Annotated in this window: 16 protein-coding genes; 12 read left to right on the forward strand and 4 right to left on the reverse strand. The window is 70.6% G+C overall.

Annotated elements, in window-relative coordinates; translation table 11 throughout:
• Positions 1 to 44 precede the first annotated feature (44 nt).
• Entirely contained in the window at positions 45 to 1,874 is a 1,830-nt protein-coding gene (locus tag AB0927_RS07345) for a glycoside hydrolase family 18 protein (protein ID WP_366666557.1), read from the forward strand.
• Here AB0927_RS07345 and AB0927_RS07350 read toward each other — a convergent pair.
• Together AB0927_RS07350 and gabT are read right to left on the reverse strand one after the other, a co-directional pair.
• Entirely contained in the window at positions 1,813 to 2,481 is a 669-nt protein-coding gene (locus tag AB0927_RS07350; protein ID WP_366666558.1) for a phosphatase PAP2 family protein, read from the reverse strand. The genes AB0927_RS07345 and AB0927_RS07350 overlap by 62 nt on opposite strands.
• Positions 2,482 to 2,919: 438 nt before the next feature.
• Positions 2,920 to 4,254, reverse strand: coding sequence for a 4-aminobutyrate--2-oxoglutarate transaminase (gabT, locus tag AB0927_RS07355; RefSeq protein WP_366666559.1), 1,335 nt, complete (start codon positions 4,252 to 4,254; stop codon positions 2,920 to 2,922).
• Between the two features lie 257 nt (positions 4,255 to 4,511).
• On the opposite strand from gabT, the gene AB0927_RS07360 reads away from it, so the two are divergent.
• The 7 genes from AB0927_RS07360 (at position 4,512) to ispG (ending at position 16,365) form a co-directional block, all read left to right on the forward strand.
• Complete coding sequence (locus AB0927_RS07360; RefSeq protein WP_366666560.1) at positions 4,512 to 6,923, forward strand: ATP/GTP-binding protein; 2,412 nt, start codon at positions 4,512 to 4,514, stop codon at positions 6,921 to 6,923.
• A gap of 77 nt (positions 6,924 to 7,000) precedes the next feature.
• The gene (locus AB0927_RS07365; protein ID WP_366666561.1) at positions 7,001 to 8,596 is read left to right on the forward strand and encodes a PucR family transcriptional regulator; all 1,596 of its coding nucleotides are present in this window, start codon (positions 7,001 to 7,003) and stop codon (positions 8,594 to 8,596) included.
• 130 nt (positions 8,597 to 8,726) lie between these two features.
• The gene (locus tag AB0927_RS07370) at positions 8,727 to 10,172 is read left to right on the forward strand and encodes an aldehyde dehydrogenase family protein (protein ID WP_366666562.1); all 1,446 of its coding nucleotides are present in this window, start codon (positions 8,727 to 8,729) and stop codon (positions 10,170 to 10,172) included.
• Positions 10,173 to 10,363: 191 nt separating this feature from the next.
• A complete protein-coding gene (locus AB0927_RS07375) occupies positions 10,364 to 12,301 on the forward strand; it encodes an acyl-CoA dehydrogenase family protein (RefSeq protein WP_366666563.1) in 1,938 nt (645 codons plus the stop codon).
• Between the two features lie 144 nt (positions 12,302 to 12,445).
• Positions 12,446 to 13,717 carry a 1-deoxy-D-xylulose-5-phosphate reductoisomerase gene (gene dxr / locus AB0927_RS07380; protein ID WP_366666564.1) on the forward strand — a complete coding sequence of 424 codons (1,272 nt, stop codon included), beginning with the start codon at positions 12,446 to 12,448 and terminating at the stop codon, positions 13,715 to 13,717.
• Positions 13,714 to 15,015: a site-2 protease family protein gene (locus tag AB0927_RS07385; RefSeq protein WP_366666565.1), complete on the forward strand. Its 1,302-nt coding sequence runs from the start codon at positions 13,714 to 13,716 to the stop codon at positions 15,013 to 15,015. The genes dxr and AB0927_RS07385 overlap by 4 nt, the downstream gene beginning before the upstream one ends.
• A 192-nt stretch (positions 15,016 to 15,207) precedes the next feature.
• Positions 15,208 to 16,365, forward strand: coding sequence for a flavodoxin-dependent (E)-4-hydroxy-3-methylbut-2-enyl-diphosphate synthase (ispG, locus tag AB0927_RS07390; protein WP_366666566.1), 1,158 nt, complete (start codon positions 15,208 to 15,210; stop codon positions 16,363 to 16,365).
• A gap of 23 nt (positions 16,366 to 16,388) precedes the next feature.
• On the opposite strand, the gene AB0927_RS07395 is transcribed toward ispG, so the two are convergent.
• Positions 16,389 to 16,808 carry an ATP-binding protein gene (locus AB0927_RS07395; protein WP_366666567.1) on the reverse strand — a complete coding sequence of 140 codons (420 nt, stop codon included), beginning with the start codon at positions 16,806 to 16,808 and terminating at the stop codon, positions 16,389 to 16,391.
• Positions 16,809 to 16,943: 135 nt separating this feature from the next.
• Here AB0927_RS07395 and AB0927_RS07400 point away from each other — a divergent pair, with 135 nt between their 5' ends.
• The 4 genes from AB0927_RS07400 (at position 16,944) to AB0927_RS07415 (ending at position 19,974) form a co-directional block, all read left to right on the forward strand.
• On the forward strand, positions 16,944 to 17,783 hold the full coding sequence (locus tag AB0927_RS07400; protein ID WP_366666568.1) for a helix-turn-helix transcriptional regulator: 840 nt from the start codon (positions 16,944 to 16,946) through the stop codon (positions 17,781 to 17,783).
• Positions 17,780 to 18,037, forward strand: a complete 258-nt coding sequence (locus AB0927_RS07405; RefSeq protein ID WP_366666569.1) for a DUF397 domain-containing protein — start codon at positions 17,780 to 17,782, stop codon at positions 18,035 to 18,037. Before AB0927_RS07400 ends, AB0927_RS07405 begins: the two co-directional genes overlap by 4 nt.
• A 131-nt stretch (positions 18,038 to 18,168) precedes the next feature.
• Positions 18,169 to 19,647: an RHS repeat-associated core domain-containing protein gene (locus tag AB0927_RS07410; RefSeq protein WP_366666570.1), complete on the forward strand. Its 1,479-nt coding sequence runs from the start codon at positions 18,169 to 18,171 to the stop codon at positions 19,645 to 19,647.
• Between the two features lie 21 nt (positions 19,648 to 19,668).
• Positions 19,669 to 19,974 carry an Imm53 family immunity protein gene (locus AB0927_RS07415; RefSeq protein WP_366666571.1) on the forward strand — a complete coding sequence of 102 codons (306 nt, stop codon included), beginning with the start codon at positions 19,669 to 19,671 and terminating at the stop codon, positions 19,972 to 19,974.
• A gap of 261 nt (positions 19,975 to 20,235) precedes the next feature.
• On the opposite strand, the gene AB0927_RS07420 is transcribed toward AB0927_RS07415, so the two are convergent.
• Positions 20,236 to 20,439: a hypothetical protein gene (locus AB0927_RS07420; RefSeq protein WP_366666572.1), complete on the reverse strand. Its 204-nt coding sequence runs from the start codon at positions 20,437 to 20,439 to the stop codon at positions 20,236 to 20,238.
• Positions 20,440 to 20,441 lie beyond the last annotated feature (2 nt).

A 20,441-nucleotide genomic window follows, 5' to 3' on the forward strand; every position in this document is an offset into this window, starting at 1 on the left:
GAGTGCCGTTCCACCCTCCAACTCCCCCCTGCCCGGAGGTCTTCGTGGACCGCTCCAGACCCCTGCTCGCCCTTCTCGCGGCGACGGCCCTCGCCGTGCCCGGCCTCACCGCGCTCGCGCCGGCCGCCCGGGCGGCCGACGCGGACGTGCTCCAGAACGGCGGATTCGAGTCCGGCCTGACCGGCTGGACCTGTTCCGCCGCTTCCGGTAGGACGGTCAACTCGCCTGTGCACAGCGGCAGTTCCGCGCTCCAGGCCACCCCGGCCGGCAGCGACAACGCCCAGTGCGCGCAGACCGTGAGCGTCCAGCCCAACGCGCGCTACACGCTGGCCGGTTACGTCCGCGGCTCGTACGTCTACCTGGGCGCGAGCGGCACCGGCACCACCGACGTCTCCACCTGGACCCAGTCGGCACCGGACTGGCAGCCGCTGAGCACCACCTTCACCACCGGACCCTCGACCACCAACGTGACGGTCTACATCCACGGTTGGTACGGCACGGGCGCCTACGACGCCGACGACCTCTCGCTCACCGGGCCCGGCGGCAGCGGCACCACGCAGCCGCCCGCCCCGCCGACCGGCCTCAACGCCTCCTCCGTCACCGCCACTTCGGTCGCGCTGTCCTGGTCGGCGGTGCCCGGCGCCACCGGGTACGCGGTCTACCGCGACGGGGTGAAGGTCCAGACGCCGAGCGGGACTTCGGCGACCGTCACCGGGCTCACGGCCTCGACGGCGTACAGCTTCCAGGTCACGGCGGTCGGCCCCGCGGGGGAGTCCGCGAAGTCGGCGGCGGTGGTGGTGACGACCGGGTCGGACGACTCGGGCGGCTCGGGCGGCGGGTCCGGCGGCGGTTCGGCGGGGCTGCCGGCGCACGCCCTCGTCGGCTACCTCCACGCGAGCTTCGCCAACGGCTCCGGATACACCCGGCTCGCGGACGTCCCCGACAGCTGGGACGTCATCGACCTGGCCTTCGCCGAGCCCACCTCGGCCACCTCCGGGGACGTGCGGTTCACCCGCTGTCCGGTCACCGACTGCCCGAACGCCGAGAGCGACGCCGACTTCAAGGCGGCGATCAAGGCCAAGCAGGCGGCGGGCAAGAAGGTGCTGATCTCCGTCGGCGGCCAGAACGGCCAGGTCCAGCTCACCACCACGGCGGCCCGGGACGCCTTCGTCGCCTCCGTCTCGAAGATCATCGACGACTACGGGCTCGACGGCCTCGACATCGACTTCGAGGGCCACTCGCTGTCCCTGGACACCAGCGACACGGACTTCAAGAACCCGACCACGCCCGTGATCGTCAACCTCATCTCCGCGCTGAGGACCCTGAAGGCCGAGTACGGCGCGAAGTTCGTGCTCACCATGGCGCCGGAGACCTTCTTCGTGCAGAACGGCTACCAGTACTACGGCACCGGCAAATGGGGCGGCCAGGACCCGCGCTGCGGCGCCTACCTCCCGGTGATCTACGCCCTGCGCGACGACCTCACCCTGCTGCACGTCCAGGACTACAACTCCGGCCCGATCATGGGCCTGGACAACCAGTACCACTCCATGGGCGGCGCCGACTTCCACATCGCCATGACCGACATGCTCCTCACCGGCTTCCCGGTCGCCGGCGATCCGGGCAACGTCTTCCCGCCGCTGCGCCCCGACCAGGTGGCGATCGGCATGCCCGCGTCCACCAACGCGGGCAACGGCTACGTGTCCCCCGCCGAGGTCACCAAGACCCTGGACTGCCTGACGAAGAAGTCGGGCTGCGGCTCGTACACCACCCATGGCACCTGGCCGGACCTGCGCGGCCTGATGACCTGGTCGGTCAACTGGGACCGCTACTCGAACTGGGAGTTCCAGAAGACGTTCGACGGCTACTTCGGCTGAACCCGGGCACCGCGCCGAGCGCGGTCAGCAGGACCGCGCCGAGGCACCAACTGGCCAGCACGTCCAGGGGCCAGTGGTAGCCGTGGCGGACGAGGCCGTAGGAGACGCCCAGGACCAGGGCCGCGCAGAGCGCGAGGACAGCGCGGCGGGCGGCGCGGGAACGCAGCCAGGGCAGCAGCAGGAGGGTCGCGGAGCCGTAGGCGACGGCGGCGGTCGCCGTGTGCCCGGAGGGGAAGTAGCCGACGGCCGGGGGCACCACGGGGGTCCCCGGCCGGGCGGCCCAGTCCTTCAGCGGCACCACGAGCGCCGGCAGCAGCGCCAGCAGCGCGGCGGCCGCGACGGGGGGCAGCCACCAGCGCGCGTGCCCGGCGCCCCGGCCGCGCCACAGGCCGTGTCCCACGGCGACGGCCAGGACCGGGGCGGCGACCTGGACGTCGCCGAGGTCGGAGAGGAACTGCGAGAAGCGGTCCGGGTGGACCAGGTCCCGGCTGAGGCGGGCGTCCGCGCGCAGCAGCGGGCCGTGGCCGACGACCTGCCAGGTGATCAGCAGGAAGAGGACGGCTGCCGGGACGCCGAGGAGAAGGGCGCGGCGGGCGGGGTTCGACACGGGGGCCAGCTTCGCAGGCGCGCGCGGGAGGGGTCGTACCGGGGCCGGATACGGAGGCTGTCCGCACGGGAACCCGGAGATCCGTTTGTTCCGGCTGTCCGGAGGGAGGAGGCCGGCCGCCCCGGAACAGGGGGGGGGTCGTCACGGGGCGGCCGTCCGGACCGGAACGTCGCGCGCCCCGGGGGGTTTGGGGCGGCGACCGTCCGATCGGTGAGGAGATCCCGGCGTCAGGCGCCGGATGTGTGCGCGCAGGCACGACCAGGTCGAAGCTGGGGAGGCCCCGGCCTGAGGTCGCCCACGGTCCCCCGTGGGCGGGGTGTATCTCTCATCTGGGTAGAACCTACGGCAGGCCGAGGCGCTTGGGCAGGAGGATCCCCGTCCCGTCATGCACCCCGCACACCTTCTTCACAAGGCCTGCCGCAGCCGGATCCCGGAACCTCAGATACGGGCCAGGGCCTGCTCGACGACGTCGAGACCCTCGTTGAGCAGGTCCTCGCCGATGACCAGCGGGGGCAGGAAGCGCACCACGTTGCCGTAGGTGCCGCAGGTCAGGACCAGGACGCCCTCGGCGTGGCAGGCCTTGGCCAGCGCGGCGGTGGCCTCGGGGGCCGGCTCCTTGGTCGCGCGGTCCTTGACCAGCTCGATGGCGATCATCGCGCCACGGCCGCGCACCTCGCCGATGACGTCGAACTTCTCGGCCATGGCGGCGAGGCGACCCTTCATGATCTCCTCGATGCGCTTGGCCTTGCCGTTGAGGTCGAGCTCCTTCATGGTCTCGATGGCGCCGAGCGCACCGGCGCAGGCGACGGGGTTGCCGCCGTAGGTGCCGCCGAGGCCACCGGCGTGGGCGGCGTCCATGATCTCGGCGCGGCCGGTCACGGCGGCGAGCGGGAGACCGCCGGCGATGCCCTTGGCGGTGGTGATCAGGTCCGGGACGATGCCCTCGTCCTCGCACGCGAACCACTGCCCGGTCCGGCAGAAACCGGACTGGATCTCGTCGGCGACGAACACGATCCCGTTGTCGGCGGCGAACTGGCGGATGGCCGGCAGGAAGCCCTTGGCCGGCTCGATGAAGCCGCCCTCGCCGAGCACCGGCTCGATGATGATCGCGGCCACGTTGTCCGGGCCGACCTGCTTGGTGATCTGGTCGATGGCCTGCTTGGCGGCCTCGGGGCCGGCGTTCTGCGCACCGGTCGGCCAGCGGTAGCCGTAGGCGACCGGGACGCGGTAGACCTCGGGCGCGAACGGGCCGAAGCCGTGCTTGTACGGCATGTTCTTCGCCGTCAGCGCCATGGTGAGGTTGGTGCGCCCGTGGTACCCGTGGTCGAAGACGACGACGGCCTGCCGCTTGGTGTAGGCGCGCGCGATCTTGACGGCGTTCTCGACGGCCTCGGCGCCGGAGTTGAACAGCGCGGACTTCTTGGCGTGGTCACCCGGCGTCAGCTCGGCCAGCGCCTCGGCGACGGCCACATAGCCCTCGTACGGGGTGACCATGAAACAGGTGTGGGTGAAGTCCGCGAGCTGGGCGGAGGCGCGGCGTACGACGGCCTCGGCGGAGGCGCCGACGCTGGTCACGGCGATACCGGAGCCGAAGTCGATCAGGCTGTTGCCGTCCACGTCCTCGATGACACCGCCGCCGGCGCGCGTGACGAAGACCGGCAGCGTGGAGCCCACACCCTGGGCGACCACGGCGTTACGGCGGGCCTGCAGCTCCTGCGACTTCGGGCCGGGGATGGCGGTGACGACGCGGCGCTCCTGCGGAAGTGCGGTCATGCGGGGCTCCTGGGGGTATTACGGACGCTTGCCTTCTTTTCTCGCAGGCTAAGACGGGTGCGGGGAGGTGGGCATGCTCCATGTGGGCGTTGTGGCGTGCCGCGGTTGTCCGCGGTGGACATAGCGAGCCTACGGCCCGGGGAGCCGCCGGGCGCCCCCGCCGCACCCCCGCGGCGATGTAACCGGTGAACTCCCCTCCCCAGGCACTAGATTGCTCGCAGACGGTGGACGGAACGGCTGGTCAGGGGGCAGGGCGGATGCAGAACGACGAAACCCACCACACAAACAGAACCCAACCCGACGCGATCCCCCATCCAACCCGCCCATCGGCCCCCCCGAACACCCCACCTCGCCCGACGACACCGCCCGTCGCCCCGCACTCCTCCTATGCCTCGCAGCCTCCGCATCCCCGTTCCCCGGTCGCCGACTGGCTCGACGAGCCACGCCCGGTCGCCGCGCCGGGCATCTGGCGCCATGGCTACCGGCAGCCCGGGGCCGCGCGCCGGGAACAGCGCCTGGCGCCTGTCACCATCGTCGGCTTCTTCATTCCCCTGGCGGCGGGGCTTCTCGTGTGGTCGCTGTGGCGACACGGCAGCATCCCCTATCAGTGGGCGGTCCTGAAGCTGCTCACCCCGGACGGCTGGTGGTGGCCGGGGACCACGTCGCCGAAGGGCTACCAGGGCGCCGAGGCCATAACGGTCGCCGACGGTGTGTTCTTCGCGATCCTCGTCTACGCCATGGCGCGCCTGGGAAGCTGGCGCGACATCGTCCGGCACGTCGTCACCGGCCGGCCCCAGCCCACTCGCGCCCTCCTCGCGGCCCTGGGCGCCCTGATCGCGTTGTCCTTCGTCTTCCCCAGGGCCTTCGGGGTCGGCTGGGACCCCTTGCCCGTCCAGGATCCGTTGTTCTCCCTCATCGTCCTGATCACGGGAAGCTACGAGGTGTTCGCGTCGGTCCTGGTCACCGACAGCCTGTACGCGCTGATCACCTTGCTGGTGCTGTGGCCGTTCGCCCGGATCGGCGGCTGGTGGCCGCTCGCGAAGCAGAAGCTCGCCGCGCGTGAGCGGGCGAAGACCGCGGGGGCCGCGCAACCGGCTGCCGAGCGGCGTCCGTCGCAGTGGCCCGAGTTGCGGGAGGCCGGTCAGCATCAGGCCGCGGACCTGCTCACCGCCGAGGTGCACACCGGCCGGATGAACGACGTGGACTGCGCCAGGGTCGGCCACATGTGGACCGTGGCGCGGGCCCAGGCACGGCTGTCCTCCTTCACCGACACGGTGCTGCGCGAGGCCGGCGCCTCCTGGACCCACCCCTCCGGCGCCCGCGACCTGCCGGGCCGGAGCGCCAGGCACGACCTGCTCGCCGGGCAGGTACGCCTCGGGCAGTGGGTGGCGGGCGAGCGCACCCCGCTCGCCTACGGCGGCGCGGGCGCGGCCCTCGCACCGGACACCCTGGGCACCTCACTGCTGGCCGTCGGGCCCGCGGGCTCGGGCAAGACACGTCATCTGATCAAGCCCGTCGTCGAGTCGCTGACCCTGCAGGCGCTCGCCGGACAGTGCGCCGTCGTCGCCGTGTGCGCCGCAGGCACCCCGCTCGGCCCCGACTCCGGCTTCGACGTCGTCGTACGACTCGGCGACCCCGTGTCGGTGCACGACCTCGACCCTTACGCGGACTCCGATGACCCGGACGAGGCGGCCGCCTTCCTGGCGGAGGGACTGGCCGGTGACCTGGACACGGTGAGCGGGCAGCGGGCCGTCACCGCGCTGGCCCAGCTCCTCGGTCCGTACCGGGCCGCGTACGGACGCTTCCCGACCCTGCCCGAGCTGCGGGAACTACTGGAGGGCGACCCGTCGGCCCTGGGTGCGCTACGGGTGGCGCTCGCGGCGGACGAGCACACGGTGATGCGCCGCGAACTCGACGCACGCGTCCGGCAGGCGGGGAGTACGGGCGACCCCGGGCCGGTTCTGGCCGACCGGCTCGCGCTGCTGGTCCGTCCGGCGTTCGCGGAGTTCTTCGGTGCGGGCGGAGGGGGCGGCCGGCCGTTTTCGTTGCGCGCCATCGCCCCGCATCCGCTGCGGGTCCGTATCGACCTGCCGGACCGCGGACACGAGGAGGTGTCCCGGATCATCACCCGGCTGGTGCTCGCGCAGTTCGGCGCCGTGGCGATGGCAGGTGGCCGGAACCACTTCGCCTGCCTCGTCCTGGACGACGCCACGGGCGCGGTGACGGCCGAGTCCGTCCGGCGCATCCAGCGCCTGCGCTCCCGCGACGCGGGCGTGGTGCTCGCCCTGCGCACTGTCGGTGACGTTCCCGAGTCGCTGCACGGGCCGCTGTACGCGGCGGTCGGCTGCCGGATGGCCTTCTCGGGGGTCACCACGTGGGACGGCAGCAGGTTCGCGGAGGCCTGGGGCACGCAGTGGGTGGAGACCCGGGACGTGGCCCGGCACACCGTGTTCGCCGACCAGCCGATGACCAGGGCGATCCATGCCCTGCGCAAGCTGGTGACCGGCAAGGCGGTGACCACAGAGGCCGTCACCATCCGCCAAGTGGAACGCGAGCGCTGGTCCGCGTCCGAGTTGGCGCACGGGGTTCCGGCGGGGCACGCGGTGTTGTCGTTGACCAGTGTGCGGGGGGAGCACGCGCCGCCGTTGTTGGTGGATCTGCGGGGGTGAGGGGACGGTGAGGCAGAATCGGGGGAGGCCGTTGGTACGTGGCGGCCAAGACAGATCTCCGTCACCGTGAAGGCACCATGCCCCCGACGCTCGCCTCGCTCGTCCACCACTCGGCGCTGAAGCTGACCGTCCGCGCCGGTGGCGACCGCCTCGGCGTGCCCGTGCGCTGGGCGCACGTCAGCGAGCTGGCCGACCCGGTGCCGTACATGGAGGGCGGCGAGCTGCTGCTGATCACCGCGCTCAAGCTGGACGCGGAGAACCCGGAGGCCATGCGGCGGTACGTGCGGCGGCTGGCCGGCGCGGGCGTGGTCGGCCTCGGGTTCGCCGTCGGGGTGAACTACGAGGAGATCCCGAAGGCACTGGTGGACGCCTGCCAGGAAGAGGGGCTGCCGCTGCTCGAAGTCCCCCGCCGCACCCCCTTCCTCGCCATCAGCAAGGCCGTCTCCGCCGCCATCGCCGCCGACCAGTACCGCGCCGTCACCGCCGGCTTCGCCGCCCAGCGCGAGCTGACCAGGCAGGCCCTGAACGCCGGCCCCGAGGGACTCCTCACCGCGCTCGCCGCCCAGCTCGACGGATGGGCCGCGCTGTACGACGCCTCGGGCACCGTCGTCGCCGCGGCCCCCGAGTGGGCCGGCCGCCGCGCCGCCCGGCTCACCGGCGACGTCGAGCGGCTCCGCGAGCGCCCGGCGCCCGCCTCCTCCGTGGTCGGCGGGCCCGAGCACGAGGACCGCGTCGAACTGCACTCCCTCGGCACCGGCCGCCGCCCGCGCGCCGCCCTCGCCGTCGGCACCGCCGCCGCCCTCGGCACCGCCGAGCGCTACGCCGTCCATTCCGCCATCGCCCTGCTCACCCTCACCACCGAGCGCTCCCGCTCCCTGCACGCCGCCGAGCAGCGCATCGGCACCGCGGTCCTGCGCATGCTGCTCGCCGGCGAGCCCGACCACGCCCGCGCCGTGGCCGGGGACCTGTACGGCGGACTGCTGGACGCGCCGTTCCGGGTGATCGTCGCCGACTCGGTGCCCGGGCCGAGGGGCACCGCGGCCGCCGGCGACCGGCTCGGCGCCCTCGCGGAGGCCATGGAGGCCGCCGCCGCGCGCTCCGGCGAGGCGGTGCTGGTGGTGCCGGAGGGGGAGCGGCTGGTGGTGCTCGCCGCGGACGGCGGCGCGGCGGTGGCCGCCTGCGTCGGCTGGGCCGCGGAGCTGGAGGTGGTCCGCGCCACCCCCGAGCACGCCACCGCCGACGAGGACGAACTCGTCGTGGGGCTGTCCGCGCCGGCCGGTCCGATCGCCGCCGCGGCCGCCTACAAGCAGGCCGAGCAGTCGCTGTCGGTGGCCCGGCGCCGGGGGCGGGTGCTGGTCGAGCACGAGCAACTGGCCGCCGGGTCCGTGCTGCCGCTGCTGGCCGACGACGCGGTGAAGGCGTTCGCCGACGGGCTGCTGCGGCCGCTGTACGAGCACGACGCCACCGGCCGCGGCGACCTGGTCGCCTCGCTGCGGGCCTGGCTCTCCCGGCACGGGCAGTGGGACGCGGCCGCCGCCGACCTGGGCGTCCACCGGCACACGCTGCGCTACCGGATGCGCCGGGTCGAGGAGATCCTCGGGCGTTCGCTGGACGACGCCGACGTCCGCATGGAGCTGTGGCTCGCGCTGAAGGCCACCTCGACCGAGCAGTAGTAGTCCAATCAGTAGTGCCCACGGCGCCTACTGCTACGGCACGGACAAGCGACCCCCGGCCCCCGCCGCCCTACCGTGGAGCACGAAAGCCAAGGACGCCCCCAAAACGCGGAAAGGCCGGGAATCGCACATGACTTCCACCACTGCCTTCTGGCTCGCCGGCCGCCAGGTCACCGGCGACGACACCTTCGACGTCACCTCGTCGTGGGACGGCCGGCTCGTCGGCACCGTCAGCGTGCCGACCGACGCCCAGGTCGAGGAGGCCGTGGCCGCCGCGTACGCCGCCCGCGACGAGTTCGCCGCCACCCCGGCGCACGTGCGGGCCGCCGCCCTCGACCACGTGGCCAAGCGCCTGGTCGAGCGCACCGAGGAGATCGGCCGGCTGATCTCCGCCGAGAACGGCAAGCCCATCAAGTGGGCCCGCGGCGAGGTCGGCCGCGCCGCCTCGGTGTTCCGCTGGGCCGCCGAGGAGGCCCGCCGGTTCAACGGCGGCGAGGCCCAGCGCCTCGACACCGACGGCGGCGGCGAGGGCCGGCTCGCGCTCGTCCGGCGCTTCCCGAAGGGCGTCGTGCTCGGCATCGCGCCGTTCAACTTCCCGCTGAACCTGTGCGCCCACAAGATCGCCCCGGCGATCGCGGCCGGCGCCCCGATCATCCTCAAGCCGGCCCCGGCCACCCCGCTGTCCGGCCTGGTCATCGGCGAGCTGCTCGCCGAGACCGACCTGCCGGCCGGCTCCTGGTCGATCCTGCCGGTCGCCAACGAGAAGATGCCCGCCCTGGTCCAGGACGAGCGCCTGCCGGTCATCTCCTTCACCGGTTCCGAGAAGGTCGGCTACGCGATCATGGACTCGGTGCCGCGCAAGCACTGCACGCTGGAGCTGGGCGGCAACGGCGCGGCCGTCGTCCTCGGCGACTTCGCCTCCGACGCCGACCTGGACTGGGCCGCGACCCGTATCGCGACCTTCTCCAACTACCAGGGTGGCCAGTCCTGCATCTCCGTGCAGCGCGTGATCGTGGACGCCCCGGTGTACGACCGGCTGCTGCCGCGCATCGTGGCCGCCGTCGAGGCCCAGGTCACCGGTGACCCGAACGACGACAAGACCGACGTCGGCCCGCTGGTCAGCGAGGACGCCGCCAAGCGCGTGGAGTCCTGGGTCAAGGAGGCCGTCGAGGCCGGCGCCACGCTGCTCACCGGCGGCGACCGCGACGGCGCCTCCTACGCGCCGACCGTGCTCACCGACCTGCCCTCGGACGTCACCCTCGCCCGCGAGGAGGTCTTCGGACCGGTCCTCAGCGTGCAGAAGGTGGACGGCGAGGCCGAGGCGTTCGCCGCGGTCAACGACTCCAAGTACGGCCTCCAGGCGGGCGTGTTCACCCACGACCTCCAGGCCGCCTTCCGCGCCCACCGCGCCCTTGAGGTCGGCGGCGTGGTGATCGGCGACGTCCCGTCCTACCGCGCCGACCAGATGCCCTACGGCGGCGCCAAGCAGTCCGGCGTCGGCCGCGAGGGCGTCCGCTCCGCCATGGAGGACTACACCTACGAGCGCGTGCTCGTCCTGACGGGGCTCGCGCTCTGACCGAACGGCTGGTACCTACTGTGCGGAGGTACCAGCCGTTCTTCTTCCGCCAGGGGGTTTCTCCACCCGGACGGCCCCGCCGTGCGCGCGAGGGGTGGCGGGGCGGGCCCGATTCAGGTACCAACGAGCCAGTAGACCTGGTCGGTAGCGAACGGTCCCGGTCGTCCCTCTTCGCGGCGAGGTGAGCCTCCATGTCCGCCCCCTCCACGCACCGCAGCAACGTCACCGAACGTGAGGCCCGTCAGGTGGCCGAGGCCGCCCGGGAACAGGACTGGCGCAAGCCCAGCTTCGCCAAGGAGCTGTTCCTCGGGCGTTTCCGGCTCGATCTCGTGCATCCGCACCCGATGCCCGCCGAGGAGTCCGTACGGCGCGGTGAGGAGTTCCTGGCCAAGCTGCGCGCCTTCTGCGAGACGGAGATCGACTCCGCCCGCATCGAGCGGGAGGCCCGCATCCCGGACGAGGTCGTGGCGGGCCTGAAGGAACTCGGCGCCCTCGGCATGAAGATCGACCCCAAGTACGGCGGTCTCGGCCTCACCCAGCTCTACTACAACAAGGCGCTCGCCCTGGTCGGCTCCGTGAGCCCCGCGGTCGGCGCCCTGCTCTCCGCGCACCAGTCGATCGGCGTGCCCCAGCCGCTGAAGATGTTCGGCACGGAGGAGCAGAAGGATGCCTTCCTGCCGCGCTGCGCGCGCACCGACATCTCCGCCTTCCTGCTCACCGAGCCCGACGTCGGCTCGGACCCCGCGCGGCTCGCCACCACCGCCGTGCCCGAGGGAGACGAGTACGTCCTCGACGGCGTGAAGCTGTGGACCACCAACGGGGTCGTCGCCGACCTGCTGGTCGTCATGGCGCGGGTGCCGAAATCGGAGGGGCACAAGGGCGGCATCACCGCGTTCGTCGTGGAGGCCCGCTCCGAGGGCGTCACCGTCGAGCACCGCAACGCCTTCATGGGGCTGCGCGGCATCGAGAACGGCGTGACCCGCTTCCACCGGGTGCGGGTGCCGGCCGCGCACCGGATCGGGCCCGAGGGCGCCGGTCTGAAGATCGCGCTCACCACTCTCAACACCGGTCGCCTCTCACTGCCCGCGATGTGCGCCGGCGCCGGTAAATGGTGTCTGAAAATCGCCCGTGAATGGTCGGCCGAGCGCGAGCAGTGGGGCAAGCCCCTCGCGCTGCACGAGGCCGTCGGCGCCAAGATCAGCTTCATCGCGGCGACCACCTTCGCCCTGGAGGCGGTGCTCGACCTGTCGTCCCAGATGGCCGACGAGGACCGCAACGACATCCGCATCGAGGCCGCCCTCGCCAAGCTCTACGGCTCCGAGATGGCCTGGAGGATGGCCGACGAGCTGGTCCAGATCCGGGGCGGGCGCGGCTACGAGACGGCCGAGTCCCTCAAGGCGCGCGGCGAACGGGCCGTACCCGCCGAGCAGATGCTGCGCGACCTGCGCATCAACCGGATCTTCGAGGGCTCCACGGAGATCATGCACCTGCTGATCGCCCGCGAGGCCGTGGACGCCCATCTCTCGGTCGCCGGCGATCTCATCGACCCGTCCAAGTCCCTTTCCGACAAGGCGAAGGCGGGCGCCCACGCGGGCGTCTTCTACGCCAAGTGGCTGCCGAGGCTGGTCGCGGGACCGGGTCAACTGCCGTCGTCGTACGGCGAGTTCCGGCACGGTGTCGACCTGTCCGGGCATCTGCGCTACGTCGAGCGCGCCGCCCGCAGGCTGGCCCGCGCCACCTTCTACGGCATGTCCCGCTGGCAGGGCCGGATGGAGACCAAGCAGGGCTTCCTCGGCCGGATCGTGGACATCGGCGCGGAACTGTTCGCGATGAGCGCGGCCTGTGTGCGGGCCGAGCGGCTGCGCACCCGCGACGAGCACGGCCGGGAGGCCTACCAGCTCGCCGACGCCTTCTGCCGCCAGGCCCGCCTGCGCGTCGAAGAACTGTTCGGCCGCCTGTGGGCCAACACCGACGACCTCGACCGCAAGGTCGTCAAGGGCGTCCTCGGCGGCGCCTACACGTGGCTGGAAGAGGGCGTCGTGGACCCGTCCGAGGACGGCCCGTGGATCGCCGACGCGACACCGGGCCCTTCGACGTGCGAGAACGTCCGGCAGCCGTACGGGGGCTAGCGCGGGCCGACCGGGCGGGCGTGGTGATCTTCATATGGGCGCCATGAGCGGAACATCACGTTCGCGGGTGCCGGGAGCGCGCCACGCGTCCGTCCGGGGGGACACCCTGTCCTGGCCGCCACCGGGTGCGGCCACAATGGGGGGATGACCGACAGCCCTGCCCGTCCGGCACCCCTCGCCGATCCCCACCTCGTCTACGACCCCCTCGCGGGCGACGGCCCCAAGGACGTGGTGGTCCTCGGCTCCACCGGATCCATCGGCACCCAGGCCATCGACCTCGTGCTGCGCAACCCCGACCGCTTCCGCGTCACCGCGCTGTCCGCCAACGGCGGCCGGATCGCCCTCCTCGCCGAGCAGGCGCACCGGCTGCGGGTGCGCACCGTCGCGGTCGCCCGCGAGGACGTCGTGCCGGCCCTGCGCGAGGCGCTCGCCGCCGCGTACGGGCCCGGTGAGCCGCTGCCCGAGATCCTCGCCGGGCCGGAGGCGGCCACCGAGGTCGCGGCCTCCGACTGCCACACCGTGCTGAACGGCATCACCGGTTCCATCGGACTCGCGCCCACCCTCGCCGCCCTGGAGGCGGGCCGCACCCTCGCGCTCGCCAACAAGGAGTCGCTGATCGTCGGCGGTCCGCTGGTCACCGCGCTGGCCAAGCCCGGCCAGATCATCCCCGTGGACTCCGAGCACGCCGCCCTCTTCCAGGCGCTCGCCTCCGGCACCCGCGCCGACGTGCGCAAGCTGGTCGTCACCGCCTCCGGCGGCCCTTTCCGCGGCCGTACCAAGGCGGACCTGGCGGACGTCACCGTCCAGGACGCGCTCGCCCACCCCACCTGGGCGATGGGCCCGGTGATCACGGTCAACTCCGCGACCCTGGTCAACAAGGGCCTGGAGGTCATCGAGGCGCATCTGCTGTACGACATCCCGTTCGACCGCATCGAGGTGGTCGTCCACCCCCAGTCGTACGTCCATTCGATGGTCGAGTTCACCGACGGGTCGACGATCGCCCAGGCCACGCCCCCGGACATGCGGGGCCCGATCGCCATCGGTCTCGGCTGGCCCGAACGGGTTCCGGACGCCGCGCCCGCCTTCGACTGGAGCAAGGCCCTGACCTGGGAGTTCTTCCCGCTGGACAACGAGGCGTTCCCCTCGGTGAATCTCGCCCGGCACGTCGGGCGGCTCGCGGGGACGGCGCCGGCGGTGTTCAATGCGGCCAACGAGGAGTGCGTCGCGGCCTTCCTGGACGGCGTGCTGCCCTTCAACGGGATCATGGAGACCGTCACCCGGGTCGTCGAGGAACACGGCACCCCGGACACGGGAACTTCACTCACGGTGTCGGACGTCCTCGAAGCGGAGACCTGGGCACGGACCCGGGCCCGTGAGATCACAGCCAAGACGGCGACCGCGGAGGCGCGTGCATGACGACCTTGATGTTCATCCTCGGCATAGTGGTCTTCGCGTTCGGTCTGCTCGTCTCGATCGCGTGGCACGAGCTGGGGCACCTGTCGACGGCCAAGCTCTTCGGCATCCGCGTCCCGCAGTACATGGTCGGCTTCGGCCCCACCGTGTGGTCGCGCAAGAAGGGCGACACCGAGTACGGCATCAAGGCGGTCCCGCTCGGCGGCTACATCCGCATGATCGGCATGTTCCCGCCGGACAACGCCGGCCGGATCTCCGCCCGCTCCACCTCGCCCTGGCGCGGGATGATCGAGGACGCCCGCTCCGCGGCCTACGAGGAGCTACAGCCCGGCGACGAGACGCGCATGTTCTACACGCGCAAGCCGTGGAAGCGCGTCATCGTCATGTTCGCGGGCCCGTTCATGAACCTGATCCTCGCGGTCGCCCTGTTCCTCGTCGCGCTGATGGGCTTCGGCATCCAGAAGGAAACCACCCACGTGGAGTCCGTCTCGCCCTGCGTCATCGCGCAGAGCCAGCACCGCGACAGCTGCAAGAAGTCCGACCCCGCGTCCCCCGCCGCCACGGCCGGCATGAAGGCGGGCGACCGGATCGTCTCCTTCGACGGTCATGCGACCAATGACTGGAACACGCTTTCGGACCTCATCCGGGCCGACGCGGGCAAGAGCGTCGTGATCGTGGTCGACCGCAAGGGCGAGCAGGTGACCCTGCACGCCACGATCGCCACCAACGAGGTCGCCAAGAAGGACTCCAGCGGCAACTACGTCGAGGGCACCGTGAAGGCCGGCTTCCTCGGCTTCAGCCCCGCCACCGGCGTGGAGAAGCAGGGCTTCGGCGACTCCGTGACCTGGATGACCGACCGGGTCGGCGACGCCGTCGACTCCCTCGCCGCCCTGCCCGGCAAGATCCCGGCCCTGTGGAACGCCGCGTTCGACAACGCCCCGCGCCAGCCGGACTCCCCGATGGGCATCGTCGGCGCGGCCCGCATCACCGGCGACATCGCCACCCTGCACATCCCCGCCTCCCAGCAGGTGGCGATGTTCGTGATGCTGCTCGCCGGCTTCAACCTCTCGCTGTTCCTGTTCAACATGCTCCCGCTGCTCCCCCTCGACGGCGGCCACATCGCCGGCGCCCTGTGGGAGGCGCTGCGGCGCAACCTGGCCCGGGTGCTGCGCCGCCCGGACCCCGGCCCGTTCGACGTGGCCAAGCTGATGCCGCTGGCCTACGTGGTGGCCGGGATCTTCGTCTGCTTCACCGTCCTGGTGCTCATCGCGGACGTGGTAAACCCGGTGAAGATCTCCTAGCCCCCGGCGTTCACGGCGGCCCGGGACCCTGGGGTTCCGGGCCGCTTCCCGTGCCGTGCCGGGCCGTCCGCAAACGGGCGCAATTCCCGGGTGTGATGTGCCCGCGCCCGCGTCGGTGCCGTAATCTCGGACCCTGGAGCCCGCCGTAGCACGGGGCCGGATCTTGATCCACGACTTGGGGTTGCACAGCAGATGACTGCGATTTCTCTCGGCATGCCGTCCGTTCCGACCAAGCTCGCCGAACGCCGCAAGAGCCGGCAGATCCAGGTCGGAACCGTGCCCGTCGGCGGAGACGCGCCCGTCTCGGTCCAGTCGATGACCACGACCCGCACGTCCGACATCGGCGCCACCCTCCAGCAGATCGCCGAGCTGACCGCGTCCGGCTGCCAGATCGTCCGGGTGGCCTGCCCGACCCAGGACGACGCCGACGCCCTCGCCACCATCGCGCGCAAGTCCCAGATCCCGGTGATCGCGGACATCCACTTCCAGCCCAAGTACGTCTTCGCCGCGATCGAGGCCGGCTGCGCCGCGGTCCGCGTGAACCCGGGCAACATCAAGAAGTTCGACGACCAGGTCAGGGAGATCGCCCAGGCCGCCAAGGACCACGGCACCCCGATCCGCATCGGCGTGAACGCGGGCTCCCTGGACCGGCGCCTGCTCCAGAAGTACGGCAAGGCCACCCCGGAGGCCCTGGTCGAGAGCGCCCTGTGGGAGGCGTCCCTCTTCGAGGAGCACGACTTCCGGGACATCAAGATCTCCGTCAAGCACAACGACCCGGTCGTCATGATCGAGGCCTACCGCCAGCTCGCCGCGCAGTGCGAGTACCCGCTCCACCTCGGCGTCACCGAGGCCGGCCCCGCCTTCCAGGGCACCATCAAGTCGGCCGTCGCCTTCGGCGCCCTCCTCTCCCAGGGCATCGGCGACACCATCCGCGTCTCGCTGTCCGCGCCCCCGGTGGAGGAGGTCAAGGTCGGCATCCAGATCCTGGAGTCGCTGAACCTGCGCCAGCGCGGCCTGGAGATCGTCTCCTGCCCCTCCTGCGGCCGCGCCCAGGTGGACGTCTACAAGCTCGCCGAAGAGGTCACCGCGGGCCTCACCGGCATGGAGGTCCCGCTCCGCGTCGCCGTCATGGGCTGCGTCGTCAACGGCCCCGGCGAGGCCCGCGAGGCCGACCTCGGCGTCGCCTCCGGTAACGGCAAGGGCCAGATCTTCGTCAAGGGCGAGGTCATCAAGACCGTCCCCGAGTCCAAGATCGTCGAGACCCTCATCGAGGAGGCCATGAAGCTGGCCGAGAAGATGCAGGACGAGGGCGCCGAGTCCGGCGAGCCGTCGGTCTCGGTGGCGGGCTGACCCGTACGACATCACGAGTCCCGTCACCCCTCGGTGGCGGGACTCAGCCGTACCTCCGCCCAGACGGTCTTACCGGGCTGCCGCGGCGCCACCCCCCACTTGTCGGCGAGCGCCTCGACCAGGATCAGCCCCCGGCCGGACTCCCCGCACGGCACCCGAGGCTCGGGCAACCGCTCGGTCCGGGTGTCGGAGACCTCCAGGCGTACGACCCCGCCCTCCTCGGCGAGCCGCAGATGAAAGTCCCGCCCGGGTACGTGCCCATGCCGTACGGCGTTGGCGGCGAACTCGGCGGCGATCAGCGTCACGGTCTCGTTGACCCCGCCGTCGTACGGATGCCCCCACTCGTCCAGCCGCAGCGAGACCAGCCGCCGGGCGAGCCGCGCGCCACGCGGGGTGGAGGTGAAGCGCATGGCGAATTCCTGGGTGGAGATTTCTGGTTTCACGCGGTTACGGTCCCGCACGCTCAGTAGCGTTGAACAGCGGCAGCCCCAGGACCACCAGGCGTTGTACAAGGGCCGGGCGCCGTTGTACACGCGCGCACCGTGACCGAGGGTGGCGCGAGGCCATTGGGGGTGTACATGAGCGAGGAAACGCAGGAAGCACAGGAAGACCAGGAGTCGCCGGGCTCGGGCATTCCGCTCGTCTTCGGGCGGGTGCTGAAGCGGCTACGTGTCCAAGCGGCCCTGGAACGCGCCGAGTTGGGCCGCCGTACCGGTTACTCGGCCGCGACCATCACGTCGTACGAGGTGGGCAGGCGGATCCCGAACGGCAAGTTCATCCGGCAGGCGGACGAGGTGCTGGGCGCGGGCGGGTTGCTGATCGACTTCGTCGAGGACATGGAGAGGGCGCAGTATCCGGCGTTCTTCAGGGATGCGGCGGCCTTGGAGAAGCAGGCGGTCGCGCTGCACGTGTTCGCCGTACAGGCGGTGCCGGGTCTGTTGCAGACGGAGGATTACGCACGGGCGGTGTTCACGATGTGGCGGCCGGTGCTGAGTGCGGAGACGATCGAGCAGCGGGTGACGGCACGACTGGCCCGGCAGGAGATCTTCGCGCGACAACCGGCGCCCACGGTTACCTTCGTGTTGGAGGAGTCCGTTCTGTGCAGGCAACTGGGTGGACTCGTTACCTGGCGCGGCCAGTTGGAGCAGATCCTGCTGGACAGCCAGCGGCGTAACGTGGAGATTCAGGTCATGCCGAATGACCGTGAGGAGCATGGGGCGCTCGACGGTCCATTCACCTTGATCGAGACGACGAAAGGGCGCAGGATCGCCTACGTGGAGGCGCACAAGCACAGCCGCCTCTTCACTGACCGCTCGACGGTCAGGGAGGCGGAGGAGCAGTACGGTCTCCTGCGCGCGCAATCCCTGACACCACGTCAGTCGGTAGCATTCGTAGAGAAGTTGCTGGGAGAGACATGAACGTCGAAAAGTCGTCGGACCTCATGTGGTTCACGAGCAGCTACAGCAGTGGCGATGGCGGGGAGTGCGTCCGAGTCGCCCTCGCCTGGCGCAAGTCCAGCTACAGCAGCGGGGCCGGCGGCGAATGCGTCGAGATCGCCACCTGCCCCACCACCATCCACATCCGCGACTCCAAGCAGAACCCCACCACCGCCCCCACCCTCTCCGTGCCGACGACGGCCTGGCAGGCATTCCTGGGGCTCGTACAGGCTTGAGAGAAGCACGACGGCGGGGGCGCGACGTATGGTCTGTCGCGCCCCCGCCTGTCAGTGGTGGCCGTCGGTCATGAGGGGATCTGGTCGTAGAGGGCCGTCACCTGGTCGGCGTCGAGGGTGTAGTTCCAGGCTTGGACGTCGCTGAGGGCGACTACCTGACCTACGCCGTCACCCGCCGTGCCTACCTGCCCTTCGGCCAGGACCGCGGCACCCCGCCCACGAACTGGCCCGGCGACGACGGCTACATCGGCGGCACTCCCGACACATCAACCGGCCCGGAAAACCTCGGCGCTCGCGAATACGACCCCACCACCGGCCGCTTCATCTCCGCCGACCCCGTCCTGGAGACCACATCACCCACCCAGCTCGGGGGCTACGAATACTCCGGCAACGACCCCGTCACCTACTCCGACCCCACCGGCCAAATGCTCGTCGACCCGCAATTCGGGTCATTCGGCAACGCGCATGTGCTCCAGGACTGGATGCACGACGAGGGCTACACCGACAGCCACGGCAAATCCACGCAGAAGTACCAGAACTACCTCAGTGACTACAACCGCGACTGGGACGCCTACTACTACCAGACGACGCACCCGCAGCCGAAGCCCAAGAAGAAGTCGTCCGGCACCAGCTGGACTTCCTATCTCAAGAAGGCCGCCAGCGTCGCTTACGACTACTCGGGCGCGAAGGACGTCGTCGGATGCGCGACGAACCCCACCCTCGGCGGATGCATCAAGGCGGGAACGCTCGTCCTCGGCTTCGTCGCCACCGGAGGCGAGGACGAACTCGAAGTAGCGGCACTGGAAGCAGCAGAGGACGACGGAGCGTCCGTCGCCGAGAAGGCAGCTACAGCCTGTCTGAAAAAGCCGCACAGCTTCACCGGATCCACACCGGTCCTGAAATCCGACGGCCACAGCGAGCCCATCAAGAACATCAAGGTCGGCGACAAGGTCGAAGCCACCGACCCCCAGACCGGAGTCACCGCCGCCCACACCGTCGAACGCGTCATCAAGACCACGACCGACCGCGACTTCACCAACCTCACGATCCGGACCACCAAACCCGGCAAGAACCACACCAGACCCACCAGCGCGTCCCTTACCACCACCTGGCACCACCCCTTCTGGAACGCCACCACAAACCAGTGGACCGACGCCTCCCGCCTCACCCCGGGAACCCACCTCCGCGAACCCGACGGCACCTACGCCACCGTCACCAAGATCCGCAACTACCACAGCACCGCCGTCACGTACGACCTCACCATCGCCGGCCTGCATACGTACTATGTGCTGGCGGGGGCTACGCCGGTACTCGTTCACAATTGCGCAGCTGGCGGGCGTCCTAAAGGATTGCGACCGGATCCAAATGCCGAAGGCCCCCATGTGACTTTCCGGAGGGATGCATCCACTGGAAAGGTGAATCACTATGCTGAGTGGGCCGAGCAGTCGAACCCCCGTAATCCTGCTCCCTGGGAACTGGTGAAGCGCGTCGACATGCAGGGGGTCCCTCACTATGACAAGGTCACTGGTGAAGTAATACCGACGCCCCACGTAAACCTTCCCGATGGCACTGCTAGAGCAACAGAACCATGGGAGGAGACGTGGCGGTGATTGGGAAGGAGGTGCGTCGAAATGAACGACCTGAATCTGCTGGCCAGGCTCGAAGACTGGTATGCAAGCCACTGTAATGGAGAGTGGGAGCATGGTTCTGGTATCAAAGTCGAGACTATCGACAATCCAGGCTGGCTAGTCAGTTTCGACCTTTCGGGCACAGCTGCCGAAGGCTGTGTGCTGGATCGAGTGGTGGTGGAAATATCCCAGGACCGCTGGCTTCATTATTGGTCTGATGGCCGTGTTCTTCATGCGGCAAGCGGACCTAGATGCCTGCAGGAAGCACTTAGGGTCCTCATCGATCAACTCGCGAGCTGGGAACGTTGACCCTGACTGAGTGGTTGAGGGGTAGTGGGAGAGGGGCTGGGTTCCGTTCTCCAGGGAACTTGCCAGGGGTCCGCGGACAGGTGAGTAGGTCCGCGCCGCTCGGCAATCCGCCCGTGGGCACGTCAGCTCTCCTGCGCAAGGGTGCCGTGATGATGGCAACAAGCCGTGCCCCGATGGATTCGCGACAGTAAATTGAAGCCCCGCCAGGGACATCCTGGTGGGGCTTCTGCGTGGTGGTGACGGCAGTAGTTGACGGCAACGTCAGCGGACGCGGGTTGCGCAGGTTGGTGCGTCGTCGCCTTCGGGCGTGCTGGTTTTAGCGCAGTCGAGCGCCGTGTCGAGCACGTTGATGGCGTCTCGCTGGAGGCGGAGTCGGCCGTGGACGTGGACGGTTGCGGTGACGCCGCTGTGGGAGCCGAGGGGTTCCTCGATGACGATGAGCTCGACGCCGTTCTCCAGAAGCAAGG

The organism is Streptomyces sp. NPDC048106, assembly GCF_040706415.1.
Classification (GTDB): Bacteria; Actinomycetota; Actinomycetes; order Streptomycetales; family Streptomycetaceae; genus Streptomyces.

Coding starts and splice junctions, on each gene's coding strand:
- ispG (WP_366666566.1), top strand. CDS start 15,208: ATGACTGCGATTTCTCTCGGCATGCCGTCCGTTCCGACCAAGCTCGCC.
- AB0927_RS07370 (WP_366666562.1), top strand. CDS start 8,727: ATGACTTCCACCACTGCCTTCTGGCTCGCCGGCCGCCAGGTCACCGGC.
- AB0927_RS07415 (WP_366666571.1), top strand. CDS start 19,669: ATGAACGACCTGAATCTGCTGGCCAGGCTCGAAGACTGGTATGCAAGC.
- AB0927_RS07405 (WP_366666569.1), top strand. CDS start 17,780: ATGAACGTCGAAAAGTCGTCGGACCTCATGTGGTTCACGAGCAGCTAC.
- AB0927_RS07385 (WP_366666565.1), top strand. CDS start 13,714: ATGACGACCTTGATGTTCATCCTCGGCATAGTGGTCTTCGCGTTCGGT.
- AB0927_RS07375 (WP_366666563.1), top strand. CDS start 10,364: ATGTCCGCCCCCTCCACGCACCGCAGCAACGTCACCGAACGTGAGGCC.
- AB0927_RS07365 (WP_366666561.1), top strand. CDS start 7,001: ATGCCCCCGACGCTCGCCTCGCTCGTCCACCACTCGGCGCTGAAGCTG.
- AB0927_RS07360 (WP_366666560.1), top strand. CDS start 4,512: ATGCAGAACGACGAAACCCACCACACAAACAGAACCCAACCCGACGCG.
- AB0927_RS07400 (WP_366666568.1), top strand. CDS start 16,944: ATGAGCGAGGAAACGCAGGAAGCACAGGAAGACCAGGAGTCGCCGGGC.
- gabT (WP_366666559.1), bottom strand. CDS start 4,254: ATGACCGCACTTCCGCAGGAGCGCCGCGTCGTCACCGCCATCCCCGGC.
- dxr (WP_366666564.1), top strand. CDS start 12,446: ATGACCGACAGCCCTGCCCGTCCGGCACCCCTCGCCGATCCCCACCTC.